30 protein-coding genes and 1 riboswitch are annotated in these 25,629 nt (G+C 70.5%); of the genes, 14 read left to right on the top strand and 16 right to left on the bottom strand.

Annotated elements, in window-relative coordinates; all coding sequences use genetic code 11:
• Positions 1-88: 88 nt before the first annotated feature.
• The 4 genes from ACIGJO_RS24815 to bioB are packed head-to-tail and all read right to left on the bottom strand — an operon-like array spanning position 89 to position 4,050.
• Positions 89-766 carry a class I SAM-dependent methyltransferase gene (locus ACIGJO_RS24815; protein ID WP_399961499.1) on the bottom strand — a complete coding sequence of 226 codons (678 nt, stop codon included), beginning with the start codon at positions 764-766 and terminating at the stop codon, positions 89-91.
• Positions 767-826: 60 nt separating this feature from the next.
• Complete coding sequence (gene bioD / locus ACIGJO_RS24820; protein WP_399961501.1) at positions 827-1,525, bottom strand: dethiobiotin synthase; 699 nt, start codon at positions 1,523-1,525, stop codon at positions 827-829.
• Position 1,526: 1 nt separating this feature from the next.
• Positions 1,527-2,879: an adenosylmethionine--8-amino-7-oxononanoate transaminase gene (locus ACIGJO_RS24825; protein WP_399961504.1), complete on the bottom strand. Its 1,353-nt coding sequence runs from the start codon at positions 2,877-2,879 to the stop codon at positions 1,527-1,529.
• Entirely contained in the window at positions 2,872-4,050 is a 1,179-nt protein-coding gene (bioB, locus tag ACIGJO_RS24830; RefSeq protein WP_399961506.1) for a biotin synthase BioB, read from the bottom strand. Before bioB ends, ACIGJO_RS24825 begins: the two co-directional genes overlap by 8 nt.
• Positions 4,051-4,193: 143 nt before the next feature.
• On the opposite strand from bioB, the gene ACIGJO_RS24835 reads away from it, so the two are divergent.
• The gene (locus tag ACIGJO_RS24835; RefSeq protein ID WP_399961508.1) at positions 4,194-5,354 is read left to right on the top strand and encodes an 8-amino-7-oxononanoate synthase; all 1,161 of its coding nucleotides are present in this window, start codon (positions 4,194-4,196) and stop codon (positions 5,352-5,354) included.
• Here ACIGJO_RS24835 and ACIGJO_RS24840 read toward each other — a convergent pair.
• Both ACIGJO_RS24840 and ACIGJO_RS24845 read right to left on the bottom strand, forming a co-directional pair.
• Positions 5,347-5,553 (bottom strand): DUF397 domain-containing protein, encoded by a 207-nt coding sequence (locus ACIGJO_RS24840; RefSeq protein WP_329943081.1) that lies wholly within the window; start codon positions 5,551-5,553, stop codon positions 5,347-5,349. The two genes, ACIGJO_RS24835 and ACIGJO_RS24840, sit on opposite strands and share 8 nt — an antisense overlap.
• Positions 5,554-5,599: 46 nt before the next feature.
• Entirely contained in the window at positions 5,600-6,472 is an 873-nt protein-coding gene (locus ACIGJO_RS24845) for a helix-turn-helix domain-containing protein (protein ID WP_399961511.1), read from the bottom strand.
• Between the two features lie 235 nt (positions 6,473-6,707).
• Here ACIGJO_RS24845 and ACIGJO_RS24850 point away from each other — a divergent pair, with 235 nt between their 5' ends.
• Positions 6,708-7,139, top strand: coding sequence for an ATP-binding protein (locus ACIGJO_RS24850; protein ID WP_399961514.1), 432 nt, complete (start codon positions 6,708-6,710; stop codon positions 7,137-7,139).
• Positions 7,140-7,206: 67 nt separating this feature from the next.
• Here the strand turns inward: ACIGJO_RS24850 and ACIGJO_RS24855 are convergent, their stop codons facing one another.
• Positions 7,207-8,124: a LysR family transcriptional regulator gene (locus tag ACIGJO_RS24855; protein ID WP_399961516.1), complete on the bottom strand. Its 918-nt coding sequence runs from the start codon at positions 8,122-8,124 to the stop codon at positions 7,207-7,209.
• 72 nt (positions 8,125-8,196) lie between these two features.
• On the opposite strand from ACIGJO_RS24855, the gene ACIGJO_RS24860 reads away from it, so the two are divergent.
• Positions 8,197-8,838: a LysE family translocator gene (locus tag ACIGJO_RS24860; protein WP_399961518.1), complete on the top strand. Its 642-nt coding sequence runs from the start codon at positions 8,197-8,199 to the stop codon at positions 8,836-8,838.
• An 18-nt stretch (positions 8,839-8,856) separates the two neighbouring features.
• Here ACIGJO_RS24860 and ACIGJO_RS24865 read toward each other — a convergent pair whose 3' ends face one another.
• The 3 genes from ACIGJO_RS24865 to ACIGJO_RS24875 all read right to left on the bottom strand — a co-directional run bounded on the left by ACIGJO_RS24865 (position 8,857) and on the right by ACIGJO_RS24875 (position 11,070).
• Positions 8,857-9,327: a C40 family peptidase gene (locus ACIGJO_RS24865; RefSeq protein WP_399961520.1), complete on the bottom strand. Its 471-nt coding sequence runs from the start codon at positions 9,325-9,327 to the stop codon at positions 8,857-8,859.
• Between the two features lie 3 nt (positions 9,328-9,330).
• Positions 9,331-9,517: riboswitch (cyclic di-AMP (ydaO/yuaA leader) on the bottom strand.
• 601 nt (positions 9,518-10,118) lie between these two features.
• Positions 10,119-10,427 (bottom strand): hypothetical protein, encoded by a 309-nt coding sequence (locus ACIGJO_RS24870; protein WP_399961522.1) that lies wholly within the window; start codon positions 10,425-10,427, stop codon positions 10,119-10,121.
• 7 nt (positions 10,428-10,434) lie between these two features.
• On the bottom strand, positions 10,435-11,070 hold the full coding sequence (locus ACIGJO_RS24875; RefSeq protein WP_399961524.1) for an ATP-dependent Clp protease proteolytic subunit: 636 nt from the start codon (positions 11,068-11,070) through the stop codon (positions 10,435-10,437).
• Positions 11,071-11,218: 148 nt separating this feature from the next.
• On the opposite strand from ACIGJO_RS24875, the gene ACIGJO_RS24880 reads away from it, so the two are divergent.
• The 11 genes from ACIGJO_RS24880 to ACIGJO_RS24930 all read left to right on the top strand — a co-directional run bounded on the left by ACIGJO_RS24880 (position 11,219) and on the right by ACIGJO_RS24930 (position 20,285).
• On the top strand, positions 11,219-11,509 hold the full coding sequence (locus tag ACIGJO_RS24880; protein WP_399961526.1) for a hypothetical protein: 291 nt from the start codon (positions 11,219-11,221) through the stop codon (positions 11,507-11,509).
• Positions 11,510-11,661: 152 nt separating this feature from the next.
• A complete protein-coding gene (locus tag ACIGJO_RS24885; protein ID WP_353962296.1) occupies positions 11,662-11,739 on the top strand; it encodes a tryptorubin family RiPP precursor in 78 nt (25 codons plus the stop codon).
• Between the two features lie 77 nt (positions 11,740-11,816).
• Entirely contained in the window at positions 11,817-12,863 is a 1,047-nt protein-coding gene (locus ACIGJO_RS24890) for a cytochrome P450 (protein WP_399961528.1), read from the top strand.
• A gap of 650 nt (positions 12,864-13,513) precedes the next feature.
• Positions 13,514-13,798: a type II toxin-antitoxin system Phd/YefM family antitoxin gene (locus tag ACIGJO_RS24895; protein ID WP_399961530.1), complete on the top strand. Its 285-nt coding sequence runs from the start codon at positions 13,514-13,516 to the stop codon at positions 13,796-13,798.
• Positions 13,799-14,041: 243 nt separating this feature from the next.
• Positions 14,042-14,344 (top strand): urease subunit gamma, encoded by a 303-nt coding sequence (locus ACIGJO_RS24900; protein ID WP_399961532.1) that lies wholly within the window; start codon positions 14,042-14,044, stop codon positions 14,342-14,344.
• 15 nt (positions 14,345-14,359) lie between these two features.
• The gene (locus ACIGJO_RS24905; protein ID WP_399961534.1) at positions 14,360-14,671 is read left to right on the top strand and encodes an urease subunit beta; all 312 of its coding nucleotides are present in this window, start codon (positions 14,360-14,362) and stop codon (positions 14,669-14,671) included.
• Positions 14,664-16,385: an urease subunit alpha gene (locus ACIGJO_RS24910; RefSeq protein WP_399961536.1), complete on the top strand. Its 1,722-nt coding sequence runs from the start codon at positions 14,664-14,666 to the stop codon at positions 16,383-16,385. The genes ACIGJO_RS24905 and ACIGJO_RS24910 overlap by 8 nt, the downstream gene beginning before the upstream one ends.
• A gap of 13 nt (positions 16,386-16,398) precedes the next feature.
• Complete coding sequence (locus ACIGJO_RS24915; RefSeq protein WP_399961538.1) at positions 16,399-17,061, top strand: urease accessory protein UreF; 663 nt, start codon at positions 16,399-16,401, stop codon at positions 17,059-17,061.
• A 27-nt stretch (positions 17,062-17,088) separates the two neighbouring features.
• Positions 17,089-17,766 (top strand): urease accessory protein UreG, encoded by a 678-nt coding sequence (gene ureG / locus ACIGJO_RS24920; protein WP_399961540.1) that lies wholly within the window; start codon positions 17,089-17,091, stop codon positions 17,764-17,766.
• Positions 17,763-18,548 carry an urease accessory protein UreD gene (locus ACIGJO_RS24925; protein WP_399961542.1) on the top strand — a complete coding sequence of 262 codons (786 nt, stop codon included), beginning with the start codon at positions 17,763-17,765 and terminating at the stop codon, positions 18,546-18,548. The genes ureG and ACIGJO_RS24925 overlap by 4 nt, the downstream gene beginning before the upstream one ends.
• 156 nt (positions 18,549-18,704) lie before the next feature.
• The gene (locus tag ACIGJO_RS24930) at positions 18,705-20,285 is read left to right on the top strand and encodes an alpha/beta hydrolase (RefSeq protein ID WP_399961545.1); all 1,581 of its coding nucleotides are present in this window, start codon (positions 18,705-18,707) and stop codon (positions 20,283-20,285) included.
• A 74-nt stretch (positions 20,286-20,359) separates the two neighbouring features.
• On the opposite strand, the gene ACIGJO_RS24935 is transcribed toward ACIGJO_RS24930, so the two are convergent.
• From ACIGJO_RS24935 to ACIGJO_RS24960, 6 genes are all read right to left on the bottom strand, one after another.
• On the bottom strand, positions 20,360-21,412 hold the full coding sequence (locus tag ACIGJO_RS24935; RefSeq protein WP_399961547.1) for an NAD-dependent epimerase/dehydratase family protein: 1,053 nt from the start codon (positions 21,410-21,412) through the stop codon (positions 20,360-20,362).
• Positions 21,413-21,476: 64 nt separating this feature from the next.
• A complete protein-coding gene (locus tag ACIGJO_RS24940; RefSeq protein WP_399961549.1) occupies positions 21,477-22,187 on the bottom strand; it encodes a lysophospholipid acyltransferase family protein in 711 nt (236 codons plus the stop codon).
• 236 nt (positions 22,188-22,423) lie between these two features.
• Positions 22,424-22,594, bottom strand: a complete 171-nt coding sequence (locus ACIGJO_RS24945; RefSeq protein WP_266928956.1) for a hypothetical protein — start codon at positions 22,592-22,594, stop codon at positions 22,424-22,426.
• Between the two features lie 66 nt (positions 22,595-22,660).
• Positions 22,661-23,611 carry a cytochrome c oxidase assembly protein gene (locus ACIGJO_RS24950; RefSeq protein ID WP_399961552.1) on the bottom strand — a complete coding sequence of 317 codons (951 nt, stop codon included), beginning with the start codon at positions 23,609-23,611 and terminating at the stop codon, positions 22,661-22,663.
• A gap of 113 nt (positions 23,612-23,724) precedes the next feature.
• Positions 23,725-24,750 (bottom strand): 6-phosphofructokinase, encoded by a 1,026-nt coding sequence (locus ACIGJO_RS24955; protein WP_399961554.1) that lies wholly within the window; start codon positions 24,748-24,750, stop codon positions 23,725-23,727.
• A 140-nt stretch (positions 24,751-24,890) separates the two neighbouring features.
• Positions 24,891-25,619 (bottom strand): type 1 glutamine amidotransferase, encoded by a 729-nt coding sequence (locus ACIGJO_RS24960; RefSeq protein WP_399961556.1) that lies wholly within the window; start codon positions 25,617-25,619, stop codon positions 24,891-24,893.
• Between the last annotated feature and the right edge of the window lie 10 nt (positions 25,620-25,629).

Here is a 25,629-nt window from a genome sequence, read left to right on the forward strand (position 1 = left end):
GAACCCTTTTGCACCGGGTCGCGTGAACCCGGTCCAGCAGGACGTATGACCCCGGTCCGCCGTCCACCGGCCACCGCCCCCGGCGGGGTCAGTCCACCGGGAAGGGGCGGCGGGCCACTCCGAGGACACAGGGGGAGGGCGGCAGCTGCACACGCTTCTCCGGAATCCGCAGCCTCCGGTACGTGCCCATCTCGAAGCCGGCCGCCTCGATCGCGGCCAGGGTGTCGCGTGCGGTGTGGCAGCCGCCGAAGAGCAGGGGCCAGACGGTTCTGTCCACGGCCCGCTGTGTCGCGGCCAGTACCCGGCCCGGTGCCAGTCCGTGCTCGAAGAACCTCAGTTCACCGCCGGGCCGCAGGACCCGCTTGATCTCGGCGAGGGCCCGGGGCAGGTCCCGCACCGTGCACAGGACCAATGAGGCCACGGCGACGTCGAACGCCTCGCTCTTGACCGGCAGCGCCTCCGCGGCACCGGGCACCACGTCCACCGGCACCTCGCACCGCACCGCGGCACGGACCGCCAGCTGCCGGAGCGTACGTTCCGGTTCGATGGCCACCACCTCGGACACGGCGCCGGGATAGTGCGCGAAGTTCAGTCCGTTTCCGGCCCCGATCTCGATCACCCGGCCGGAGACCCCGGCCAGCAGCTCCCGGCGGTACGCGGCGATACCGCCCCGCCGGTCGGCATCCACGCTCATCCGCGCGTAGAACCGGGCGAACACCGGGTGGTGCACCGCGTCCCGGGGGATCTTCCTGCTGCGCAGATGCATAACGGGCCTCCGTGACGGGAAAGCAGTGGCTCCCTTCGATTCTCCCCCGTATCGGCGTACTCAGCCCTTCCTCGTCCGGGACCGGACCCCGCCGAGCTCCGGAGCCAGCCAATGGGCCGCCCGCGCACGGAAATCGACGGGTGCCAGCGACCCCGCCCCGGCCGGGACTGCGCCCAGCAGCGGAGCTCCGGCCGCCACCGGCAGATCGTCCACATTGCACGACGCGGCCAGATCCGGCTCGTCCGGCATGCTGCCCACCACCACACCGAGGCATTCCAGGCCCCGGGCCCGCAGCGCCTCCGCCGTCAGCGCCGTGGTGTTGAGCGTGCCCAGACCCGCGGCCACCACCACCAGGACGGGAGCCGCCAGCAGCCGCGCCGCGTCCGCGAGCGTGCCGCCCTCGTCGTCGAACCGTACGAGCAGTCCGCCCGCCCCCTCCACCAGCACCAGATCGTGCTCGGTGGCCAGCTTCCCGGCCGCCTCGGCGATCTCGAAGGGCCGCACGGGCGCGAGACCCGCCCGCCGGGCGGCGGTCGCCGGGGCCAGCGGCTCGGGGAACCTGGCCAGTTCGACCGGCGTCACATGGCCGCCGGCGAGGCGCGCCACCTCGGCGGCGTCCCCCGGATCCCCCGGGGCCAGGCCCGTCTGGGCGGGCTTGAGCACCGCGACGCGGCGGCCCCGGGCGGCCGCGGCCACGGCGGCGGTCACCACCGTCTTCCCGATCTCGGTGCCCGTACCGGACACCACCAGAATCGTCATGTCAGCCTTCCCGGGCCGCCGCGCACACGGCCCGGCAGATCCGTGCCACATCGTCATCACCGGTCACGTAGGGCGGCATCGTGTACACGAGGTCCCGGAACGGCCGCAGCCACACGCCCTCGCGCACGGCTGCCCGGGTGGCGGCCTCCATGTCCACCTCGTGATCGAGCTGTACGACCCCGATGGCGCCCAGCACCCGCACATCCACGACCCCGGGAAGCCGGGCCGCGGCGGCCAGACCGTCCTGGAGTCCGGTGCCGATCCGCTTGACCTCCCGCTCCCAGTCCTGGCCGAGCAGCAGATCGACGGAGGCGTTCGCCACCGCCGCGGCCAGCGGGTTGCCCATGAACGTCGGGCCATGAGCCAGCACAGGGACGTTGCCCCTGGAGATGCCCTCCGCCACCCGCGAGGTGCACAGCGTCGCCGCCATCGTCAGATAGCCGCCGGTCAGCGCCTTGCCGACACACATGACATCGGGGGAGACCCCGGCATGCTCCGCGGCGAACAGCTTTCCCGTGCGGCCGAACCCGGTCGCGATCTCGTCGAATACGAGCAGTACGTCGTTGGCGTCGCACGCCTCACGCAGGACCCGCAGGTACGCGGGCGAGTGGAAACGCATCCCGCCCGCCCCCTGCACCACCGGCTCCACGATCACCGCGGCGAGCTCGTCGGCGTGCCGCGCGACCAGATCCCGCAGGCGCTGTACGTACCCGGGGTCCGGCTCCGCGTCGAAACCGTCCGGCGGCGCGTCGGCGAAGACCTGCCGGGGAAGCGCCCCCGACCACAGGTCGTGCATCCCGCCCTCGGGATCGCACACGGACATCGGCTGCCAGGTGTCCCCGTGATAGCCCCCGCGCCAGGTCAGCAGCCGTCGCTTGGCCGGCCTGCCGAGCGAACGCCAGTACTGGAAGCACATCTTCACCGCGACTTCGACCGAGACGGACCCGGAGTCGGCGAGAAAGACATGCCGCAGCGGCTCCGGGGTGATCTCCACCAGCCGGGTGGCCAGCCGCACGGCGGGCTCATGGGTGAGCCCGCCGAACATCACATGGCTCATCCGGTCCAGCTGGCCGCGGGCCGCCTTGTTGAGCACCGGGTGGTTGTAGCCGTGCACCGCCGACCACCAGGACGACATGCCGTCCACCAACTCGGTCTGTCCGTGGGCGGGTTCGGCCAGCCGCAGCCGTACGCCGGACGCCGACTCCACGACCAGCGGTTCCTGCCGGCCCGGCATCGGACCGTACGGATGCCAGACATGGGCCCGGTCCAGGGCGCGCAGCTCGGCGGGGGCGAGCGCCGCGGTACGCGGGGCCGGTCCGTTCGACGGCCGCTCCTGGGAGTACGTCTCAGGCATTGGGCGCGAGGTCCGTCCCGGCGCCCCGGCGGCGGACCGCCACCAGATCCGTACGCGTGGCCGGGACCTCGGTGGACGAGGGCTCCCCGGCGGACGCCGTCGTGTCGCCGTCACCGCAGGGTGCGCAGCCGCCGTCGTGCGAGCCGCAGCCGCCTCCCGCCGTGGCCCGGTGCTGGGGCAGCGTCGTCGTTCCCGCACCCTCCACCTCGAAACCGGCATCGGCGATCATGTCCAGATCCGCCTGCCCCGTCTGGCCCTCGCTGGTCAGATAGTCGCCCAGGAAGATCGAGTTCACCAGGTGGAGGGCGAGCGGCTGCATCGAGCGCAGATGCACCTCCCGGCCCCCGGCGAGCCGCACCTCGACATCGGGGCAGACGAAGCGGGCCATGGCCAGAATCCGCAGACAGCGCTGCGGGGTGAGGTTCCACTCCTTGGCGAGCGGGGTTCCCTCGAAGGGGATCAGGAAGTTCACCGGTACCGAGTCCGGGTCCAGCTCGCGCAGCGAGAACACGACGTCGACCAGGTCGTTGTCGCTCTCGCCCATGCCGGCGATCAGCCCGGAACAGGCGGAGAGCCCCGCCGCCTGAGCCTGCTGGACGGTCTCCACCCGGTCCGCGTAGGTGTGCGTGGTGGTGATGTCGCCGTACGTCCCCTCGGACGTATTGAGGTTGTGGTTGTACGCGTCGGCGCCCGCCGACCGCAGCCGGTCGGCCTGTCCGTCGGAGAGCAGACCGAGACAGGCGCAGACCTCGACGCCCTCGTTCTGTTCCTTGATCGCTTCGATGGTCTGCGACACCCGGTCGACATCACGGTCCGTCGGCCCGCGTCCGCTCGCCACCAGACAGACCCGCTTCGCCCCGCCGGCCACCCCGGCGGCCGCGGCCTTGGAGGCCTCGTCCGGCTTGAGCCAGGTGTACTTGAGGATCCCGGCCTTCGATCCCAGCCGCTGGGAGCAGTAGGAGCAGTCCTCGGGGCAGAGACCGGACTTCAGGTTGACCAGATAGTTGAGCTTCACGCGTCGCCCGAACCACTGACGGCGCACCTTGCCGGCTGCGGCCACCACGTCGAGCAGTTCGTCGTCGGAGGTCGCCAGCACGGCGAGCGCTTCTTCGCGGGTCGGCAGTTCGCGCCGCAGCCCCTTGTCCACCAGCGTGTTCAGCAGCAGGTCCATGGCGATGATCCTGGCCTACGGCACGGTCTTCAGCCAAGGAGGAACCAGACAGGAGAGCAGGGTCAGGGTGTGTGTATTGCCACACCCTGACCTGCTGCGCCCCCGGCTAGGGTCTGTGAGCTGCCTACAAAAGGGACCGGCTCATGCCCTTCGCCCCGTTCGACTGGATCAATGACGAGGCCCGCCGCCGCGCGGCGGCGGGCCTCGTCCGGACGCTCCGCCCGCGCCCCGCCGGTCCGGAGCTCCTCGACCTCGCGAGCAACGACTATCTGGGCCTCACCCGGCACCCCGAAGTCACCGGGTCCGCCGCCGCGGCGGCGCACAGCTGGGGTGCCGGTGCCACCGGTTCACGGCTGGTCACCGGCTCCACCGAACTGCACGCCGAACTCGAACACGAACTGGCGCGCTTCTGCGGCTTCGAGGCGGCCCTCGTGCTCTCCTCCGGCTACGCCGCCAACCTCGCGGCCCTCACCGCCCTGTCCGCCCAGGGCTCGCTGATCGTCTCCGACGCGGGCAACCATGCCTCGATCGTGGACGGCTGCCGGCTCTCCCGGGCCGAGACCGCCGTCGTCCCGCACGCGGACCCCGAAGCGGTGGGCAAGGTGCTGCGCGCGCACGGCGGGCGGGCGCTCGCCGTGACCGACTCGGTCTTCTCGGTCGACGGTGACGCGGCCCCGCTGCCCGCGCTGGCCGAGATGTGTCGGGCCGAGGGCGCCGCACTGCTCGTCGACGACGCGCACGGTCTGGGGGTGCTCGGGGAAGGAGGGCGCGGCGCGCTCGCCGCCGCCGGACTCGCGGGCGGCGAGGGCATCGTGGCCACGCTCACCCTCTCCAAGTCCCTCGGCAGCCAGGGCGGCGCCGTGCTCGGCCCGGCCCGGGTCATCGATCATCTGGTCAACACGGCCCGGACGTTCATCTTCGACACCGGACTGGCCCCCGCGGCGGCGGGCGGCGCCCTGGGCGCGCTGCGGCTGCTGCGCCGCGAACCGCAGCGCGCGGACCGGGCCCGGGAGGTCGCCCTCACCCTGTACGAACGGCTGACCTCGGCCGGGCTGACCGCCGTCCGGCCCGATGCCGCGGTGGTCTCCGTACGCGCGCCGTCCGCGGAGGCGGCCGTGCGGTGGGCGGCCGACTGCCGCGCGGCCGGGATCGCGGTGGGGTGTTTCCGCCCGCCGTCGGTGCCGGACGGAATCTCCCGCCTGCGGCTGACCGCGCGGGCCGATCTGACCCGGGAGCAGGTCGCGGCCGCGGTGGACGCCGTCGTACGGACCGCTCCCGGGACGAAGACCGCTCCGGTCAGCTGACCGGGCGGTCGTGCAGCCCCGTAACGAACGAGGTCCAGGCCGTCGCGGAGATCCGCAACGGAGTCCGGTCCAGATCCTTGGAGTCCCGTACGGCGAGGTGTTCACCGTCGAGCGGCGCGGTCTCCACACAGTTGTTCATTCCGGTGCTGCGGCTGCTGCGGCGCCACCGTAACGCGGGCTGTGCGAGGCGGTCGGACATGATGCTCCCTCGGGCAGTCGGAAGGTGCGCGGGGGAGCACGGCCGGTCAGCCGGAGTCCCCCTGGCCGCCGCGGCTGATCGCGGCGATGAGATCCAACGAACGCTCCGGCGACAGCGCGTGAGCCTGCAAGGTGCGGAAGGCCGAGCTGTACGCCTCAAGGTCTTCTTTCCGCTCCAGATAGAGGCTACTCGTCAAGTGGTCAAGAACGACCACATCCAGATCAGAAATGTTCGGAAAGGAGAAAATTACGAAAGGGCCGGTCATGCCGATGTAACCCCCTACCTTGAACGGCAGCAACTGAAGTTGTACGTGGGGCAGTTGACCCACCTGGGTCAGATGGCGCAGCTGGTCCCTCATCACCTCGGGACCGCCCACCTCGCGCCGCAGGACGGCCTCGTCGAGTACGGCCGTCAGGTGCAGCGGCGGATTCGCCCGCAGCACGGCCTGCCGGGTCAGCCGTACCTCCACCAGGGAATCCAGCTGTCCGGCCGGCAGCCCGTCCAGTGAGGACCGGGTCACCGCGCGGGCGTAGGCGGCGGTCTGGAGAAGTCCGGGCACCACCGAGGTCTCCAGCGTCCGCGCGGTCCTCGCCTGGGACTCCAGGCTGATGAAGTCGCGGTACTGGGGAGGGATCAGCCCCCGGTACGCGTGCCACCAGCCTGTTCCGCCGCCGCCCGCCGAACCCGCGAGCACCTCCAGGAGCGCGCGCAACTGGGCGTCGCGCACGCCGTACGCGTCCAGCAGCCGGGTCACGTCGGCGGGAGAGACCCCACTGGCACCGGTCTCGATACGGCTCACCTTCGACTGGTGCCAGCCGAGCAGCCGCGCCGCGTCCCGGCTCGTCAGCCCGGACGCATGGCGCAGGCCGCGTAACTCCTCTCCGAGCTTGCGTCGGCGTACCACGGGACCGTGCAGCATGCCGGCCTCCTTCCGCTGTGCAGGGAGAGCCGGGCCCGCACGGCTCCGGCCCGCAGAGAGGTCAGTGTGCCGCGCGTTCGAGTACCGCCGGGGCGGAGTTCACCGCTTTGAGCGACAGATATATGCATATCTTGGCCGATCGTCGTTACAGAGGGCAGCATCAGTGGCAATCTGGCGCGAAGCACAATCCCGGCCGATCGCGGTTCGGCCGGGGCTGGAAAGGGACGGCGTCGCCATGGCAGATCATCAAGAAGCAACCGTCACCCTGCCGAGTGATCCGGTCTCGGTCTCCTCGGCCCGCAGGTATGTCGCCCGGATACTGGCCGAATGGGGTCTGGCCGACGACACCGAGATCGCCGACTCCATCCGGCTGATCGTCTCGGAGCTTGCCACCAACGCCGTACAGCACACGTTCGGGCTGTCACCCACCTTCACCGTGGACCTCCGGCTGGACCGGGAGGAGGAGCTGCATCTCGGTGTGACGGACAGTCACCCCCGCTGGCCCCAGCGGCTGCCGGCCGCCGTCCAGCAGGACAACGGACGCGGCATGGTGATCATCCGGGCCCTGGCCAAGGAGTACGGGGGACAGCTCACCGTCACTCCCACCCCCGACGGAGGCAAGACGGTCTGGATCGCCCTGCCCTGGACCGTTCCGGGCCAGGGCTGACGGCGAGCGGGCGTGCCGGGGCCACGTGCTCCCGGGCAGGGCTCCGGGGTCCGGGCCGGGCCCCGGCCTACCGCGCCGCCGCGCCCCGTCCGAATCCGCTGCGCATCAGTGCCAGCAGGGTCGACGCGGCGGAGGTCGCCCGGTCGCCCCGGTGCGCGACGGAGATCGTCCGGCGGAAGGCGGCCGGATCGAGCGGGCGCACAGCCAGCGGGGTCGGGGACATCGCGGCGACCATCTCCGGAACCACGGCCACCCCGATCCCGGCGCTGACCAGCGCGCACACCAGGGCGTAGCCGGGGGACTCGCACACCACGGCCGGGGTGGCGCCGGCCTCGGCCAGGGCGCTCTCCACCCCGCGCCGGGGCGGATGCGTGGGCGCGCTGCTGATCAGCGGCCGTCCCGCCAGCTCGGTGACCGGCAGGCGGCCCGTCCCTTCGGCGAGCCGGTGGCCGACCGCGGTGACCAGGACCAGCTCCTCGACCAGGAGGGGCTCGACGACGACGCCCATGGGCAAGGGGCCCGCGGCCGCCGGTTCGTACGCATGGGTCAGGGCGAGATCGACCTCTCCGGCAGCCACCGCGGTGACTCCCCCGGGCGGCTCGTAGTCGGTCACGGCGAGCTCGACGTCCGGATGTGCGCGCCGGAACGCGCTCAGGACCGGCGGCAGCAGATGGATTCCGGCCGTGGTGAACGTGCCGACCCGCAGCCGCCCCCCGGAGAGCCCGGCCAGCTGCGCCAGCTCGTGCCGCGCCTGGTCCAGCTCGTCCAGGACCCGTCGGGCCCGGCCCGCCAGCAGCTCACCGGCGGCCGTCAGCCGCGCCCCGCGATGATGACGGACCAGGAGCGCCGCACCGGCCTCGCGCTCCAGTTTGGCCAGCTGCTGGGAGAGGGCGGGCGCGGTGTAGCCCAGGCGCGCGGCCGCACGCGTGATCGATCCGGCCTCGGCGACCGCCACCAGCGCCGCCAGCCGTGTGGGGTCGTACATTAAGCGTTCCTTTTGGCAGACCCAGAAGATTGCAAGTACACGCTAAAGGCTCTTTCGGTCCAGGGTGTAACCATGGACGCACAACTGCTCGCCTTCACGGGAGTCGCCGCGGGAATGGTCGCGCTGCCCGGCGCCGATTTCACCGTCGTCGTACGCAACGCACTCGCCTCGCGCCGTTCCGGGGTCGCCACCGCGCTGGGTGTCGCCGGGGGGCTCGTGGTGCACACCGCGCTCGCCGTGGCGGGCCTGGCCGCGGTGCTGGTGACCATGCCCGTGCTGTTCCGCACGGTCCAGCTCCTGGGCGGCGCGTATGTGCTCTGGCTCGGCCTCAGCGCCCTGTTCGCGCTGCGACGGCGGCCCGCCGAGGCGGACCGGACGGCCAAACCGGAGGCCCGCCCCGCGCAGCGGGAGCTGGGACGCTCACTGCGGCAGGGCTTCTTGACCAACGCGCTGAACCCCAAGGCGCCGGTGCTCTTCCTCAGCCTGCTGCCCCAGTTCGTGCCGGACGGGCAGCCGCCGCTGCCCAGGACCCTGCTGCTCGCGGCGGTCGTTGTGGCGCTGGCGCTCGTCTGGTTCCCGGCCGTGGCCCTGCTGGTGGACCGGCTGGGGCGGTGGCTGCGCCGGCCGCGCACCGCCCGTGCGATCGAGGGCGGCAGCGGCGCGGCGCTCACCGCACTGGGGCTCGTACTGGTGACCGGACCGCTGCTGCGCTGAAGCGGGTCCGGCCGTGGGTCAACGGACCCGTCCGTACCACACGCTGTTCGACCAGATCTTCTCCAGCCGGACCACCGCCCCGGTCTTCGGGGAGTGCCAGATCTTCCCCTTACCCGCGTAGATGCCCACGTGGTACACGCTGCGGCCGGAGTGGAAGAAGACCAGATCGCCCTTCTTCCGCTTCGACTTCGAGATGTGGTGGGTCTTGTTGTACTGCTGCTGGGCCGTACGGGGGAGTTTCTTGCCGGCCTTCTTGAAGGAGTAGAGAGTCAGCCCCGAGCAGTCGAACCGGCGCGGACCGGACGCTCCGTACTTGTAGGGCGATCCCTTCTTGGACGCGGCGACCTTGAGCGCCTTCGTCGAGTGCGTGGCGGCCTCGGCCTCGTTGACCAGGCCCGGCGCCAGCATGGCGGAGCCGACGGCCAAGGTGAGTACCGAGGCCGTACCGGCCCGGGTAAGCAGAGACGGGACATGTACCTGCGCAGTCATGCGCAACCCTTCGTCAGCCGCCTGTGAAGGATGACCTGTCGGGTTCGGGCTGGCGAAGTTGCCCGGCCGCAGTGTGCGGCTTCACCCCGAGGGGCGACCGGTTGCCCGGCCGACCCGTTGTGCTCGGGTCCTCCACTCCTGCCGATCCACTTCTGTCGACCAGTCATCCGGGCAGCGGCAGGACTCGGCGTCCGCCCGGACCGCCCCGCCGCGGTGGCGGGGGCTTGTCGTCCCAGGGATCTTGACTCACGAAGTGCCGGATTTCCGAGCTGAAACAGCGATTTGTGAGAGTCGTCACGACTGATCCGTTCGGGTGGACGAGCCCGTTTTCGGCCCTCGGCCGGGCTGATCGACCACCCTCGCACCAGCGACGGAACGTCAGATTCCGCGTGCTGTCCACGCGCTGAGCGCAAGTTGGGCTGTCCCTCGCGAGGGGGACTGACTACGCCGAACGAGGGAGGAAATCTGATCTCCTGGCCGGGCGTGTCGCGGGGCGGACGCGGTGAGGTGCGTCGGGGTGCGGAGGAGCGCACGAAGCGCGACGAGGCGTGGCGAGCGCGGCGAGGCGTGGCGAGCGCGGCGAGGCGTGGCGAGCGCGGCGAGGCGTGGCGAGCGCGGCGAGGCGTGGCGAGGCACAGCGAGGTCCCGGCTCCCCGTGAGCGGGAGCCGGGAGCCGGTGCGGATGTGGTGCCGGGCTCTGTGCCGGGCGTGGTGCCGGGCGTCGGCCGGGGCGGACTCCCCGGCCCGGTGTCGGGCCGGGGGCCTGTCAGCTCACCGGCGGCGGGGCCCGGTCAGCTCGCCGGTGGCGGGGGCATCGTGACGCGCCCGGCGCGCCGTTCCCCGTCCAGCAGGCGCAGGGCCCGCGCCAGCGTCGCCGCGTGGATCTGCGCTTCGCCCCGTTCGTGCATCAGCGTCAGCGCGTCGCGCAGCGCCGCGGCCCGGGAGGCCAGGGCCTGCGCGGCCCGGAGCGCGCCATAGGTGTCGCTGCCGCGGGCCGGGTTGATCCGGCCCAGTTGGTCGAGAACTTCCAGGTAGCAGTCGATGAACTCCCCCTCGGCGCGGGTCAGCGCGGGGAGCGGCGGGTACTCCGGTGGAAGCATGGTCGGTTCACCTCGGGGGGTGCGGCGGCCGGGACGGGCCGCGGTTCTCCATGACGTGGTCCACGAGCCCGTACGCCTGGGCGGCTCGGGCGTCGAGGATGGTGTCGCGCTCGATGTCGGCCGTGATCCGCTCCGTGGACCGGCCCGTGTGACGGGACAGCATGGCCGCGAGCATCTCGCGCACCCGCATCAGTTCGCGTGCTTCGATTTCGAGATCGGACGGCTGGCCCCGGACCGGTTCGTCCAGCGTCGGCTGCCGGATGACTACCCGGGCGCCGGGCAGTGCATGTCGGCGGCCCGGCGCGCCTGCCGCCAGCAGCACGGCGGCGCTGGAGAAGGCCTGGCCGAGGCAGAACGTCTCCACGTCGCACGCCAGGTACTGCATGGTGTCGTAGATCGCGGCCATGGCGTTGAACTCGCCGCCGGGGGAGTTGATGTAGAGCGAGATGGGCCGGTCCGGCTCGGCGTACTCCAGATACATGAACTGCGCGATCAGGTCGGTGGCCGCGGTGTCGTCGACCGGGGTGCCGAGAAAGACGATCCGCTCGGACAGCAGCTTGGAGTACGGGTCCAGGGTCCGGGTCCCGGTCGCTGTGCGTTCGGTGAACTCCGGCAGGACATAACGGGCGGCAGGTCGGATCATGGCGATGCCTCTCCTGGGATCTGCGCGGTTGTTCTCGGTGGGTCGCTGTTCTGCGGGCACGCCGTCCCCGGGCACGTGGTCCCTGGGGGTGTCCGCGGCCGCGTCCGTAAGAAATGTACAGGACGTACAGAAGGTGATGGTGGGGGGTGTGGAAGCGGACGTGCTGTTCCGGGCGGTTCAGGAGGGCGTGCGGGCGGAGGCGGAACTCATCGCCGCCGCCCCGGCCCTCCTGTCGGGGCTGTCTGCGGAGTTCGCCGGGGCTCGGTGGTCGGAAGTGGCGCGCTCGTCCCCGCAGGAGTTGCGTCTGCCATGCCGGCGTGGCCGAACCGCCGCATCCGAGGCCATCCATACCCCCGGACTGTCCGTATTTGTGCGCCAATGGCTGAATTCAGTGCGCTTTGCCGAGATGCGAATATCTGTGAACTCGAAACGTGAATGAGTCAATTCAGGCAGTGATATGAGTCACTTGACATATACATCGAGCAGGTCTTAACTTCCCACGGCAGTTGAAATGAATGCCGGGAATTCCGTCCGGCATTGATATCTCCTGTCACCGAACAAGCGTCTCGTTCATCACGCATGGAGGTTCTCATGAAGCTCGTTCGCCTCGTCAATAAGTTCCGCCCGGAGAAGAGCCTCAAGGCTTACGCCTGGTACGGCTGGATCTAATCAGATAGTTTCCATGCCGGGCTCGCGTCGGTCAGGAATTCTTGTCGACGCGAGCCGCCTACCCACGGAGTTCACCCATGTCTATGCTCCGCGCCGGCGGGAGCGGTCGGGTCATTGAGTTCGCGCCGAGGCTCGACGAGCTATTGAGTCGTTATCGCGATGCGTCGCTGTTCCGTCTGGAGCCCGACACGATCGGCGTATCCGGTGCCGATCTGATGGATGGCCTGCTCCGGAGCAGGCCGGCCAACGCGGAGGAGAGGCCTACCTTCAAACCCGTCCAGAAGCGGCTTGTCAGCCGTGCCGATGCGTCCACCTTTATGCAAGCCGTGGGCTCGGACGTACGAACCGCGCTGCAACGTCCCCTCGATGGCACGGTCGACCTGACCGGCCGGTGGCCGCATGTGGCGCATGTTTACCTGCGGGATCTCGTCTTCGGAGACGAAAGTCGGCGATTCCGGGTTCTGGTCGACCGCCGACTGGAGTTGACCCCGAAACTGACCTGGTCGGCCGTCGCCTCCGGTGCCGCTTTGTTGGGCAGACCTGGTCCGGACGTACCGCTGTCAAAACTTGCCGCTCTCGTTGTCGATTCCAAGAACTACAGTGACCGACGTTATGCCATGTACCTGTACAGGCGAGTGGCGGCACCGGTGTGCTTCACCGTCTCCGCGCTTGTCACCAGTGCCCTGTGGCTCGGAGCTCCGTTCAGCGACGACGTATCGAATCGGAATATCCTCCTTGAGGCACTCCGGCTGCTCCCCCCGTCGTGGAATATCTTGCGAGTGGCTTCCCCGGAGTTCTCGGACGTGGACGCACGGATCGGCCCGAAGGACGATGTCCTGTTGCTTCCCCTGCTGAGCCATCGTGACCCCAAGCTCTGGGAGGAGCCCGACGAGTTTCACCCCGACCGCTGGGACGAGCTGGATGGAGATACCCACCCCGGCTATCTGCCCTTCGGCCACGTGAGCGAACGGTGCTGGGGCCGTCATATGGTCCTGCCCCTGGCCGAACGGCTCCTGGAAATCGTGCGCCGGGACGGGCTCGTGGTGAGTCCGGACCAGACCAGGGGGAAGGTCGAACTCGATGGATTGCTCGAAGTGTCCGAGGTGCGGATGACTCGACCGTGACGGTCCGGCGGAAGCCGCCCATCACCGAGGTCGAACTCTCCGAAGACCTCTACCTGCGGCGTGTGACTCCCTGACCTCGTCCGTGTTTCGGACCTGCGCCTGGCCAATCCGAACAGGGAAAAGCTGAGCGGCGCGGACCTGGGTGGGCGGCTTCAGCCGTCGAGCACGCCCACGCCGGCTTCGCCGACCCGGAGGGCGGCGAAGCCCCTGGACCGCGCCTTACTCTCCGTGGCTGTGCGTCGCTGTGATTGCTGAGAGTTGCCTCCCGCTTCGCGGCAGCCTCGCGAGAACAGGGCACACGCGGTGAAGGCGGCGGGCGCGGAACGCGCTGCTTCTGGAAACCGGACCGGACCGGGGCTGTGTGCGTGGTGTTCCGGTCTCGGCAGGCCGTCCGCCGATGCCTTCGGGCTTGGCCGGGACACCTCGTGGCCAGGATGTCCGGCCGCGCCATCCCGATCGCGTCATGTGAGGCGCCGGTCTCGCTGAAACCTGCCAGGATTCGGTGCGACCAGAAAAATCTCCGTCTCACCTCGTCCCGCACATCTCTCACCGAAGAGAGGGCCCGGGAGTACGCGAACGCCTCTGACCTGGCTATTTCCCTGTCGCCACGGGCCACGGCGGACCAGGTGGACATTGCATAGGCTAGGGGCATGGCCTACGAGATTCCGGTGACGCAAGCGCGGGCAGAGCTCGCCGAACTGATCAACCGTGTCGTCTACGGCGGCGAGCGTGTTGTCGTGACGCGTCACGGCAAGCCGCTGGTCGCCCTGGTCTCCGCCGCCGACCTCCAGCGACTCGAAGGCGAGGAGGCCGCCGAGCAGGAGCAGGTGATCAGCTCGGTGTCCTCGATCAGCTCCATGACCTCCGCCCCGGGCGAACGGCGCCGCTTCGGGATCGCCGCCGAGCACCGCGGGCACCACGACCGTGACGACTGAGGGCCGGTAGGTCTCTCCGGCGCGGCTTCGGGGCCTGCGGCCCGAAGCCGCTGGCGTACGGGCCGCGCGGCCCGATGTCCATGGATCCGCAAAAGATCAGTTAACGCCACGGAAAAACTTCCGCCCTAACGTGCAATACCTGGCCGTGGGGCCCCTGTTCGGCCTTCAACAGACTGTTGAGGGCGGGATAGGGTCCCGCTGCGCCCAGGGCCGGTACTGGGCGGAAGACGATGAGGTGGAAGCGTGCAACTGACCCCGCACGAGCAGGAACGTCTGCTCATCCATGTGGCCGCCGATGTCGCGGAGAAGCGCCGGGCACGCGGGCTTCGGCTCAATCATCCCGAGGCGGTCGCCCTGATCACCTCGCATCTGCTGGAAGGCGCCCGGGACGGCCGCACCGTCACCGAGCTGATGGCGTCCGGACGTCAACTGCTCACGCGGGCCGAAGTCATGGACGGCATACCCGAGATGCTGCACGACGTACAGGTCGAGGCCACCTTCCCGGACGGCACCAAACTCGTCACCGTCCATGACCCGATCGTCTGACGGGGAGCGCCGCCGATGATTCCCGGAGAGATCCTGTACGCGGACGGCCCCGTGGCGGTCAATGCGGGCCGGCCCGTCACCCGGCTCACCGTCCTCAACGCCGCCGACCGCCCTGTCCAGGTCGGATCCCACTACCACTTCGCCGAGGCCAACCCCGGGCTCCGCTTCGACCGGTCGGCCGCCCACGGACTGCGGCTCCACATAGCCGCCGGTACGGCGGTGCGCTTCGAACCCGGCATCCCCGTCGATGTCGAGCTCGTCCCGATCGCCGGGCGCCGCGTCGTCCCCGGCCTGCGCGGCGGGACCGGAGGTGCCCTCGATGCCTGAGCTCAGCCGCGCCGTGTACGCCGATCTGTTCGGGCCCACCACCGGCGACCGCATCCGGCTCGCCGACACCGACCTGCTCGTCGAGATCGAGGAGGACCGCTCCGGCGGCCCCGGACTCGCCGGGGACGAGGCCGTGTTCGGCGGCGGTAAGGTGATCCGCGAGTCCATGGGCCAGGCACGCACCACGCGCGCCGAGGGAGCGCCCGACACCGTCATCACGGGCGCGGTGATCGTCGATCACTGGGGCATCGTCAAGGCCGACATCGGCATCCGGGACGGCCGGATCACCGGGATCGGCAAGGCCGGAAATCCCGACACCATGGACGGGGTCCACCCCGACCTGGTCATCGGACCCGAGACCGAGATCATCGCGGGCAACGGGAAGATCCTCACGGCGGGCGCCGTCGACGCGCATGTCCACTTCATCTCGCCGACCATCGTCGACCAGGCACTCTCCAGCGGGGTGACCACACTGGTCGGCGGCGGCACCGGTCCCGCCGAGGGGACCAAGGCCACCACCATCACGCCCGGCTCCTGGCATCTCGCCCGGATGTTCGAGGCGCTGGAGGCGTACCCGGTCAACATCGGGCTGCTCGGCAAGGGCAACACGATGTCCCGCGACGCCATGCACGCACAACTGCGCGGCGGCGCACTCGGGTTCAAGATCCACGAGGACTGGGGCGCCACCCCGGCCGTCATCGACGCCTGCCTCGGCGTCTGCGAGGAGACGGGCGCCCAGCTCGCCATCCACACGGACACCCTCAACGAGGCCGGGTTCGTCGCCGACACCCTCGCCGCGATAGCCGGGCGCTCCATCCACGCCTACCACACCGAGGGCGCGGGGGGCGGGCACGCCCCCGACATCATCACCGTGGTCTCGGAGCCCTACGTCCTGCCGAGCTCCACCAACCCCACCCGGCCGCACACCGTCAACACCATCGAGGAACACCTCGACATGCTGATGGTCTGCCACCACCTCAACCCCGCCGTCCCCGAGGACCTCGCGTTCGCCGAGTCCCGGATCCGGCCCTCCACCATCGCGGCCGAGGACATCCTGCACGACCTCGGCGCGATCTCGATCATCTCCTCCGACGCCCAGGCGATGGGCCGCGTCGGCGAGGTCGTCCTGCGGACCTGGCAGACCGCCCATGTGATGAAGCGGCGGCGCGGCGCGCTGTCCGGCGACGGAGCCGCCGACAACCACCGGGTCCGTCGGTATGTCGCCAAATACACGATCAACCCGGCGGTGGCGCAGGGACTCGGCCGCGAGATCGGCTCGGTCGAGACCGGCAAGCTCGCCGACCTGGTGCTCTGGGATCCGGCCTTCTTCGGGGTCAAGCCGCAGACCGTCATCAAGGGCGGTCAGATCGCCTACGCGCAGATGGGGGACGCCAACGCCTCCATCCCCACTCCGCAGCCGGTGCTGCCCCGTCCGATGTTCGGCGCGATCGGCCGGGCGCCCGCCGCCAACTCCTTCAACTTCGTCCCCACAGCGGCGATCGAGGACGGACTCCCCGAAAGGCTCGGCCTCGGCAAGCGGTTCACGCCGATCACCAGCACCCGGGGCGTCACCAAGGCGGACATGCGCGAGAACGATGCCCTGCCGCACGTCCATGTCGACCCCGACAGCTTCGCCGTCACCATCGACGGCGAGCGGGTCGAACCCGCGCCTGCCGCGGAACTGCCCATGGCCCAGCGCTACTTCCTCTTCTGACGGCGGAGGGACCATGTCACGCGCAGCTCTGCTCGTCCTCGCCGACGGCCGGTTCCCGGCCGGAGGCCACGCCCACTCCGGCGGCGCCGAACCGGCCGTTACGGCAGGACGCATCCGTACCGCCGACGACCTCGCCGACTTCTGCCGGGGCCGGCTGCACACCACCGGACTCACCGCCGCGGCACTGGCCGCGGCGGCCGCGCACGGCCTCGACCCGCTCGCGCTCGACGAGGCCGCCGACGCCCGCACCCCGTCACCCGCCCTGCGCGCCATCGCGCGCCGACTCGGCCGGCAGCTGATGCGGGCCGCCCGTGCCACCTGGCCGAGCGCGGAACTCGCCGCGCTCGCCGCCGCCCGGCCGCGCGGTGCCCACCAGCCCGTCGTCCTCGGCCTCGCCGCCCGCGCCGCGGGACTCGGGCCGGTGGACGCCGCGCACTGCGCCGCGTACGAGACGGTCAGCGGGCCGGCCACCGCGGTGGTCCGGCTGCTCTCCCTGGACCCCTTCCAGGCCACCGCCGTCCTCGCCCGTCTCGCCCCCGAACTCGACCATGTCGCCGACCGGGCCGCCGCTGCCGCCCGGCAGGGCATCGACGCCCTGCCCGCCGCCTCGGCCCCGCTGCTCGACATCACCGCCGAGGCGCACGCGGCCTGGCCCGTCCGGCTGTTCGCCTCGTAACTCCGCAGGAACCAGGAGCCACACCCCATGCACCTCGACCACTCCCACGACGGACCCGCTGCCATCGGCGCGGACGCCGCACGCCCCGACGGCTCCCGCAGGGCCCTGCGGATCGGACTCGGCGGGCCGGTCGGTTCGGGCAAGACCGCGACCGTCGCCGCGCTGTGCCGCACCCTGCGCGACCGGCTCTCCCTGGCCGTCGTCACCAATGACATCTACACCCGCGAGGACGCCGCCTTTCTCCTCCGCAACGCCGTGCTGCCGCCCGAGCGCATCCAGGCGGTGGAGACGGGGGCCTGCCCGCACACCGCCATCAGGGACGACATCTCCGCCAACCTCGAAGCGGTCGAGGACCTGGAGGATTCGGTGGGCCCGCTCGATCTGATCCTGGTCGAGTCCGGTGGCGACAACCTCACCGCCACCTTCTCCAAGGGGCTGGTCGACGCCCAGGTCTTCGTCATCGACGTGGCCGGCGGCGACGACATCCCGCGCAAGGGCGGCCCCGGCATCACCACCGCCGATCTGCTGGTCATCAACAAGACCGACCTCGCTCCGTACGTCGGCTCGGACCTGGAGCGGATGGCCCGGGACGCCGCCGAGCAGCGCGGTGAACTCCCCGTAGTCCTGACCTCCTTGACCTCCGCCGAGGGCGTCCGCCCGGTCGCGGACTGGGTACGGGCGCAGCTCGCCGCCTGGAACGCGTGAGCGTGCGGGCGACGGCCCGGATTGTCGCCGTCACCGACGCCGGGGGAGCGACCGTTCTCCCCGTGCTGGAGAGCGGCGGGCCGCTCGCCCTGCGCCGTACCCGGGCCGCCGGCGGTCCGGGCGCCAGGGTCACCGTCGTCGGTGCGATGAGCGCGCCGCTGGGCGGGGACCGCCTCACTGTCGAGGCGCGCGTCGAGGCCGGTGCCCGGCTGACGGTCGACTCGGCGGCGGCCACGGTCGCGCTTCCGGGTACCGGACCGGAGGACGAACCCGCCGGATACACAGTGGAGTTGTCCGTGGGGGAGGGGGCGGAACTGCGCTGGCTCCCGGAACAGCTCATCTCCGCGCACGGCAGCGAGCTGCACATGGCGACCCGGGTCGAACTCGCCGCCACCGCACGGCTCGTGCTGCGCGAGGAACAGATCCTCGGACGCCACGGGGAGAGCACCGGAACGCTCGCCACCCGGCTCACCGTCCGCCGGGCGGGCCGGCCCCTGCTCGATCAGCAGCTCGCGTTCGGCCCCGGGGCGCCCGGCGGCTGGGACGGTCCGGCCGTCCTGGGAGGCCACCGGGCGGTCGGCCAACTCCTCGTGGTGGACCCGGAATTCGACGCCGTCCCGGCCCGGCCCCGGCTCTTCGGCGACACCGCCGCGCTCACCCCGCTGGCCGGACCCGCCGTGCTGGTGACCGCCGTGGCCGCCGATGCGCGGCTGCTGCGATGTGTACTGGACGAAGCGCTGGACGACCTGCTGAAAGGGCCGCCGTCGCCGCTGGGGGCGTGAGTCCGCTCAGCGGGACCGCGGTCACCGGTTATTGGTTCGGTAAAGAAACACGCGTACGCACTGTTCTCAGGAACCCCACAGACGAAAGGATCTCGGGGAAGTCCCGATGAACTGCGTTGCCACCGGCGGCGCATCGGATAATGGGGGAGGTTCCACTTGAGACGCACAGCAGTGCTCGGCTCGGCCGGCGCTCTGATCGCGGGCACGCTCATAGCGGGCGCGATCGCCGCACCCGCGGCCACTGCCGACGGACGCCACCACAGCGGCGGCTCCGAGGCGCGCGGCGTCAGGATCGCCGCGGAGCGGGCGGCCGCAGCCGGGATCGACTGGACGGACTGTCCGGCCGACTGGGCGATCGCCCGGCCCATCCAGTGCGGATGGGTGACCGTACCGCTCGACTACGCGAAGCCGAACGGCAAGAAGATCAAGCTCGCCGTCGACCGCCACGTCAGCACCGGCACGAAGGCGGAGCGCCAGGGAGCGCTCCTCTACAACCCCGGCGGCCCCGGCGGCTCCGGCATGGCGTTCCCGAAGCGGATCGTCACCAAGAACCCGCTGTGGACCAAGGCCGCGAAAGCGTACGACTTCGTGGGCTTCGACCCGCGCGGTGTCGGTCACTCGGCGCCGATCTCCTGCATTGACCCGCAGGAGTTCGTGAAGGCTCCGAAGGCCGACCCGGTCCCCGACAGCGAGGCCGACAAGCGCGCCCAGCGCAAGCTCGCCGCCGAGTACGCGGACGGCTGTGCCGAGCGCAGCGGCGACATGCTGCCGCACATGACCACGCCCAACACCGCACGCGACCTGGATGTCATCCGCGCCGCGCTCGGTGAGAAGAAGCTCAACTTCCTGGGCGTCTCCTACGGCACCTACCTCGGTGCGGTGTACGGCACGCTGTTCCCGGACCATGTGCGCCGCATGGTCGTCGACAGTGTGGTCGACCCGTCGAAGGACAACATCTGGTACCAGGCCAACCTGAACCAGGACATCGCCTTCCAGACCCGCTGGAACGACTGGAAGGCGTGGGTCGCCAAGAACGACGCCGCCTACCACATCGGCGACACGCCCGAGAAGGTCGAAAAGGCGTGGCTCACGCTGCGTGCGGCCGCCAAGAAGAGCCCGATCGGTGGCGTCCTCGGACCCGCCGAGCTCATCGGCTTCTTCCAGAACGCGCCGTACTACGACTCCACCTGGGCCCTCGTGGCCCAGACCTGGAGCGACTACCTGGGCGGCGACACCCAGGCACTGATCGACGCCGCTGCCCCCGACATGTCGGACATCGCGGGCAATATCTCCTCGGAGAACGGCAACGCCGTCTACACGGCCGTCGAGTGCGCGGACGCCAAGTGGCCCACCAGCTGGCGCAAGTGGGACCGCGACAACAGCAGGCTGCACAAGGACTACCCGTTCATGACCTGGGCGAACGCCTGGATGAACCTGCCCTGTGCGACCTGGTCGTCCAAGCAGCAGACCCCGCTGAACGTCAAGACCGGCAAGGGTCTGCCGCCGGTCCTGATCGTGCAGTCCGAGCGTGACGCCGCCACTCCGTACCAGGGCGCCGTCGAGCTCCACGAGCGGTTCAAGGGCTCGCGTCTCATCACCGAGAAGGGCGCCGGTTCGCACGGTGTCACCGGCCTGGTCAACCCCTGCGTCAACGAGCGGGTGGACACCTACCTGCTCACCGGGAAGACCGACCGGCGCGACGTGACGTGCACCCCGCACGCCACGCCCAAGCCGTAACGTCCCGGCACAACAGGGGCGGGCGGCCGGAGCGTCTCCTCCGGCCGCCCGCCTCGTCCCGTCAGGGGTCGGCCTCAGATCGTCCCGGCGTCGTACCGGGCCAGCCAGACGTCCTCCGCCGCGTAGTCGAAGAGCCCCGGGCCGTAGTTCCGGGCCATCTTGGGGAAGGCGTCCGCCCACTCCCGTCCGGCCAGTCGCGCGGCCAGCCATTCGACCGTCCCGGGAAGCGACTCGGCGTAGCCCGTCACGGGGCGGTAGCCCAACTCACGCTCCGCCGCCGACATGTCGTACACCACCGGATGCTCGATGCTCCACGGGCTGTCCCCGACCCCGTCCGCCCCGGGTGCCCCTTCCATCAGCACGGTCTCCGTCTCCACGCCCAGCACCTCGTCGACCGCCGCACCGATCTCCGCGACCGTCGGGGCCTGCGGGTCAGCGGCGTTCAGCACGCGCGAGCCCGGCCGCGACGCGGCCAGCCGGATCAGCTCGGCCACATTGGAGGCGTGGACCGGATGGAAGACGCTCCTCCCGCCGAACGCCAGCACCCGGCGCCTGCGGCCGTCCAGCACCCGCTTCACGAAATACAGCTCGCGCGGGGTCCGGCAGTACGGTCCATGGACCGCGCTCGCCCGCAGCAGCGTCACGGGCAGTTCCCCGACCGCCGCCAGCAGCAGCTTCTCCAGCTCGACCTTCCGCGTCCCGTACGTCGTGTCCCCGGGCGCCACCGTGCGCTGTTCCTCACCCATGGGCACCGGATAGGCCGGCGCGCCGTCGGGCTCCCCCTGGGTGTCGAAACCGCGTCCCCGATCGTCCTCGTACACCGCACCGCTGGATATGACGACCGCCGAACCGATCCGCCCGGCCAGCCCCGTCAACTGCCGGGCATGCGCCGCGTCGAACGCCACCATGTCCACCAGGACGTCGCACCCCGGGCCGAGTGCCGTCGCGAGCGCGCCCTCCTCGTCCCGGTCGAGGCGTACGGTCCGGACGCCGTCCGCCCACCGCTCGTCATGGCCTCCGCCGAGCGAGGCGGCGGTCACCTCCCAGCCGTCCTCGGTCAGGGCCCGTACGGCGGCCCGCCCGATCTGTCCCGTCGCTCCGAGCACCCATGCGCTTCCCTTGATCATGCGAGGAAGGCTAGGCGCGTTCCGGCCCGCCGACGGGCGGACTTCGCCGCCGGCGAATTCGCCGTCAGCGTCGCAGTTTCGGGAACCTCTTCGGCTGCGCCGGCTGCCCGGCCTTCACCTTGGCCGCGTACTCGTCGACGTACTCCTGGCCCGAGAGGCCCAGGATCGCGTACATGATCTCGTCGGTGACCGCCCGGATCGCCGCCTTCTGGTCCTCCAGGCCCGCATAGCGCGAGAAGTCCAGCGGCTCACCGAACCGGATCGTGACCCGCCTGACCCGGGGGACGACCTGACCGGGCGGCTGGATCTCGAACGTCCCGACCATCGCGCACGGAATCACCGGCACCTGGGCCTTGATCGCCATCACCGCGACCCCGACCTTGCCCTTGTACAGCCGGCCGTCGTGCGAGCGGGTGCCCTCCGGGTAGATCCCCAGCAGCTCCCCCTTGCCCAGCACCCCCAGGCCCTCACGGATCGCCGCCCGGCCGGCGTCCTTGCCCGACCGGTCCACCGGAATCTGCCCCGCGCTGCGGAAGAACGCGGCGGTCAGCCTGCCTTTCACACCCGGCCCGGTGAAGTACTCGGCCTTCGCGAGGAAGGTGATGCGGCGCTTGAGGATCGCCGGCATCAGGAAGTGGTCGGAGAACGACAGGTGATTGCCCGCGACGATGGCCGCACCGTCGGCCGGAATGTGCTCCAGGCCCTCGATCCGTGGCCGGAACAGCAGTCGCAGAATGGGCCCCAGAACGGCATATTTCAGGACGTAATAGAACACGGATGGTGTGCACCTCGCTCTGCCGGGGTCGGCGTCAGGGCTGCGTGTTACCAGGTCGTCGTGGTGCGGGGGACCGTCGGTCCAGGGTCCCCGGTGGCGCGGAACGGCCGTACTCACCGGTCACCCCGGCTCCTGCCCCTGCTTCCGCCGGGCATGCTTCCCACTCCGACGGGGGATGCCGCCACGCGCCCCGGGAGGGCGGCCCGCACACCAGGTGCCGCCCTGTCCGGAGCAGGTCATGGCCGGTCCGGAGTATCCGGGGTGGCGAGCATCCCGAGCGTGATGAGACCCAGCACCACCCATCCGAACCAGAGCCAGCCGTTGCTCCCGAGAGCCACTGTGTACGCGGTCACCGCCACCAGTGCTCCGACGGTCATGACTCCCATGGTCTTCGTCGATCCGGACATGAGCGCACGCTCCTCATCGGCCGGGCGGCCGTTGAGCCCATGGTCACCCCGTGGACATGCCCCGCGCTACCGTCCGCGTGCCTGCAAAGAGGCGAGATACGCGTTGTACGCCGCCAGCTCCTGGTCGCCGTCCCGGTCGGCGGCCCGGTCCGCGCGCTTGGCGACCCGCTGCTCGGAGCGGTACCACTGGAAGACCAGCGCGATGAGCACCAGTACCGAGGGGATCTCGCTGAACGCCCACGCGATGCCGCCGGCCCAGCCCTGATCGCTCAGCGCCTCGATGCCCAGCGAGGCCGGCGGGTTCTTGTAGGTCTCCACCATGGGCGTGGTCGCCATCATCAGGGCGATGCCGAAGAACGCGTGGAACGGCATGCCCGCGAACAGCTCCAGCATCCGCATCACATATCCCGGGCGGTGCGGACCCGGGTCGACGCCCATGATCGGCCAGAAGAACACCAGGCCGACCGCGAGGAAGTGCACCATCATCGCGATATGACCGGGCTTGGAGCCCATCAGGAAGTCGAAGAGCGGGGTGAAGTACAGCCCGTAGAGGCTGGCGATGAACAGCGGAATCGTGAACACCGGATGCGTGATGATCTTCATGTACCGGCTGTGCAGCAGCATGAGCAGCAGTTCGCGCGGCCCGGTACGGCCCCGTCCCGCCACCGGCAGCGCCCGCAGCGCCAGTGTCACCGGAGCACCCAGCAGCAGCAGGATCGGCGACAGCATGCTGATCACCATGTGCTGCACCATGTGCACGCTGAACATGACCATGCCGTAGTCGTTGAGCTTGGTGCACATCACCAGGGCGATGCTCAGCACACCGATGACGAAGAAGACGGTCCGGTTGACCGGCCAGCCGTCACCGCGCCTGCGCAGCCGCACCACGGAGTATCCGTACAGGGCGAGGGCGAGTGCGCAGCCGGTCAGGAAGAACGGCTCCGCGGAGAACTCGAGCCCGCGGCCCAGCGTGAACGGCGGCAGATCCATGTTCATGCCGTGCCCGCTGTGATCCATCTGTTCACTCCCGATGGGGACGGACGTCCCCGTTTCGTGCCGGTTGTCCGCTCCAGAGTAGAACTGCCCCCGGCCGCGGTTGCGTCCGGGGGCAGTTACTCAGGTCGTGCCGCTCAGAGCACGCACTCCGCCTCGGCGTACCGGTCGGCGGGAACCGTCTTCAGCGTCTCCACGGCGGCCGCCAGCGGCACCATGGTGATGTCCGTGCCGCGCAGCGCCGTCATCATGCCGAACTCGCCCCGGTGCGCCGCCTCCACCGCGTGCCAGCCGAAGCGGGTGGCGAGGACGCGGTCGTACGCGGTGGGCGTTCCGCCGCGCTGGACATGGCCGAGTATCACCGGCCGGGCCTCCTTGGAGAGGCGCTGCTCCAGCTCGATGGAGAGCTGCGTGGCCACTCCGGCGAAGCGCTCGTGACCGTAGATGTCCTTGGCGCCCTGCTCGAACTCCATGGAGCCCGCGCGCGGCTTCGCGCCCTCGGCGACCACGACGATCGCGAACTTCTTGCCCGCGGAGAAGCGCTTGCCGACCACGTCGGTCAGCTCGTCGATGTCGAAGGGGCGCTCGGGAACGACGATGGCGTGCGCCCCGGCGGCCATGCCCGAGTGAAGGGCGATCCAGCCGGTGTGCCGCCCCATGACCTCGACGATCAGTACCCGCTGGTGCGACTCGGCGGTGGTCTTCAGCCGGTCCAGCGCCTCGGTGGCGACCCCGACGGCCGTGTCGAAACCGAAGGTCACGTCCGTGGAGGCGATGTCGTTGTCGATGGTCTTCGGCACCCCGACGATCGGCAGGCCCGCCTCGGAGAGCAGATTGGCCGCCTTCAGCGTGCCCTCGCCGCCGATCGGGATGATCGCGTCCAGACCGAGCTCGGCGACATGGCCGCGGGCCCGCTCCACACCGTCACGCAGATGCGCGGGCTGGACCCGGGAGGAGCCGAGAATGGTGCCGCCGAGCGCCAGGATGCCACCCACCGCGTCCAGATCGAGCTTGCGGTAGTCGCACTCCAGCAGTCCCTTCCAGCCGTCGTGGAAGCCGATGACCTCGTCGCCGTGGTCGACCACCGCGCGGTGCACGACGGATCGGATGACTGCGTTGAGGCCGGGGCAGTCGCCGCCGGAGGTGAGCACACCAATTCGCATTGCCCGGGAAACCTTTGCAACGTGGGCCGACGACCGGACCACGTCGTCCGGTTGGATCCCCGCCACCCTACCGGCGCAGGGTGGCGGGACCGAACCGGACGTCCGCCTGCTGGACTCCGCTCAGTTGAGCGAAAAACGCCTCAGGCGGGCTGTGTCGCCGAGGCGATGCGCTCGGAGCGGAGCGCGTCGTACCAGCGGTCGTCCGTCGGCGGCAGCGCGTTCACATCGAGGGCCAGCTTCAGCAGCAGGTCCGCGATCAGCGGATTGCGGGCCATCACCGGACCGTGCATGTACGTACCGAAGACGGTGTCGCTGTACGCGCCCTCGGTGCCGTCCCCGGTGCCGTTGCCGCGGCCGAACTGGACCCGGGCGAACGGCCGTGCGGTGGGGCCGAGATGGGTGACGCCCTGGTGGTTCTCGAACCCGGTCAGGGGCGGCAGCCCCAGGTGCGGGTCGATGTCCGCCAGTACGTCGCCGACGCACCGGGCGCCCTCGCCGCGGGTGGAGACCACGTCGAGCAGGCCGAGGCCGGCCTCGCGCTCACCGAGGTCGTTGACGAACTCGTGTCCCAGGATCTGGTAGCCCGCGCACACCGAGAAGATGATCGCGCCGTTGGACGCGGCCCGGCTCAGCCCGCCGTCGCGGCGCAGCCGCTCCGCGGCCAGCCGCTGCGGCCGGTCCTCGCCACCGCCGATCAGATAGATGTCGCCCGAGGTCGGGACCGGCTGGTCGCTGCGTACGTCCACACGCTGCACGTCCAGACCGCGCTGCCGGGCCCGGCGCTCCACGACCAGGGCGTTGCCCTGGTCGCCGTACGTGCTGAGCAGGTCGGGGTAGACCCAGACCAGACGCAGACCGTTGTTGCTCATGCTTCGTCCT

Origin of the sequence: Streptomyces sp. NPDC079020 (assembly GCF_044542225.1) — a bacterium.
In the GTDB taxonomy this organism is placed as follows: domain Bacteria; phylum Actinomycetota; class Actinomycetes; order Streptomycetales; family Streptomycetaceae; genus Streptomyces.

What these genes read in the sequence shown, in the direction of transcription:
- ACIGJO_RS24815 (WP_399961499.1), bottom strand. Translation starts at nt 766, where the DNA reads ATGCATCTGCGCAGCAGGAAGATCCCCCGGGACGCGGTGCACCACCCG.
- bioD (WP_399961501.1), bottom strand. Translation starts at nt 1,525, where the DNA reads ATGACGATTCTGGTGGTGTCCGGTACGGGCACCGAGATCGGGAAGACG.
- ACIGJO_RS24825 (WP_399961504.1), bottom strand. Translation starts at nt 2,879, where the DNA reads ATGCCTGAGACGTACTCCCAGGAGCGGCCGTCGAACGGACCGGCCCCG.
- bioB (WP_399961506.1), bottom strand. Translation starts at nt 4,050, where the DNA reads ATGGACCTGCTGCTGAACACGCTGGTGGACAAGGGGCTGCGGCGCGAA.
- ACIGJO_RS24835 (WP_399961508.1), top strand. Translation starts at nt 4,194, where the DNA reads ATGCCCTTCGCCCCGTTCGACTGGATCAATGACGAGGCCCGCCGCCGC.
- ACIGJO_RS24840 (WP_329943081.1), bottom strand. Translation starts at nt 5,553, where the DNA reads ATGTCCGACCGCCTCGCACAGCCCGCGTTACGGTGGCGCCGCAGCAGC.
- ACIGJO_RS24845 (WP_399961511.1), bottom strand. Translation starts at nt 6,472, where the DNA reads ATGCTGCACGGTCCCGTGGTACGCCGACGCAAGCTCGGAGAGGAGTTA.
- ACIGJO_RS24850 (WP_399961514.1), top strand. Translation starts at nt 6,708, where the DNA reads ATGGCAGATCATCAAGAAGCAACCGTCACCCTGCCGAGTGATCCGGTC.
- ACIGJO_RS24855 (WP_399961516.1), bottom strand. Translation starts at nt 8,124, where the DNA reads ATGTACGACCCCACACGGCTGGCGGCGCTGGTGGCGGTCGCCGAGGCC.
- ACIGJO_RS24860 (WP_399961518.1), top strand. Translation starts at nt 8,197, where the DNA reads ATGGACGCACAACTGCTCGCCTTCACGGGAGTCGCCGCGGGAATGGTC.
- ACIGJO_RS24865 (WP_399961520.1), bottom strand. Translation starts at nt 9,327, where the DNA reads ATGACTGCGCAGGTACATGTCCCGTCTCTGCTTACCCGGGCCGGTACG.
- ACIGJO_RS24870 (WP_399961522.1), bottom strand. Translation starts at nt 10,427, where the DNA reads ATGCTTCCACCGGAGTACCCGCCGCTCCCCGCGCTGACCCGCGCCGAG.
- ACIGJO_RS24875 (WP_399961524.1), bottom strand. Translation starts at nt 11,070, where the DNA reads ATGATCCGACCTGCCGCCCGTTATGTCCTGCCGGAGTTCACCGAACGC.
- ACIGJO_RS24885 (WP_353962296.1), top strand. Translation starts at nt 11,662, where the DNA reads ATGAAGCTCGTTCGCCTCGTCAATAAGTTCCGCCCGGAGAAGAGCCTC.
- ACIGJO_RS24890 (WP_399961528.1), top strand. Translation starts at nt 11,817, where the DNA reads ATGTCTATGCTCCGCGCCGGCGGGAGCGGTCGGGTCATTGAGTTCGCG.
- ACIGJO_RS24895 (WP_399961530.1), top strand. Translation starts at nt 13,514, where the DNA reads ATGGCCTACGAGATTCCGGTGACGCAAGCGCGGGCAGAGCTCGCCGAA.
- ACIGJO_RS24905 (WP_399961534.1), top strand. Translation starts at nt 14,360, where the DNA reads ATGATTCCCGGAGAGATCCTGTACGCGGACGGCCCCGTGGCGGTCAAT.
- ACIGJO_RS24910 (WP_399961536.1), top strand. Translation starts at nt 14,664, where the DNA reads ATGCCTGAGCTCAGCCGCGCCGTGTACGCCGATCTGTTCGGGCCCACC.
- ACIGJO_RS24915 (WP_399961538.1), top strand. Translation starts at nt 16,399, where the DNA reads ATGTCACGCGCAGCTCTGCTCGTCCTCGCCGACGGCCGGTTCCCGGCC.
- ureG (WP_399961540.1), top strand. Translation starts at nt 17,089, where the DNA reads ATGCACCTCGACCACTCCCACGACGGACCCGCTGCCATCGGCGCGGAC.
- ACIGJO_RS24935 (WP_399961547.1), bottom strand. Translation starts at nt 21,412, where the DNA reads ATGATCAAGGGAAGCGCATGGGTGCTCGGAGCGACGGGACAGATCGGG.
- ACIGJO_RS24945 (WP_266928956.1), bottom strand. Translation starts at nt 22,594, where the DNA reads ATGTCCGGATCGACGAAGACCATGGGAGTCATGACCGTCGGAGCACTG.
- ACIGJO_RS24950 (WP_399961552.1), bottom strand. Translation starts at nt 23,611, where the DNA reads ATGGATCACAGCGGGCACGGCATGAACATGGATCTGCCGCCGTTCACG.
- ACIGJO_RS24955 (WP_399961554.1), bottom strand. Translation starts at nt 24,750, where the DNA reads ATGCGAATTGGTGTGCTCACCTCCGGCGGCGACTGCCCCGGCCTCAAC.
- ACIGJO_RS24960 (WP_399961556.1), bottom strand. Translation starts at nt 25,619, where the DNA reads ATGAGCAACAACGGTCTGCGTCTGGTCTGGGTCTACCCCGACCTGCTC.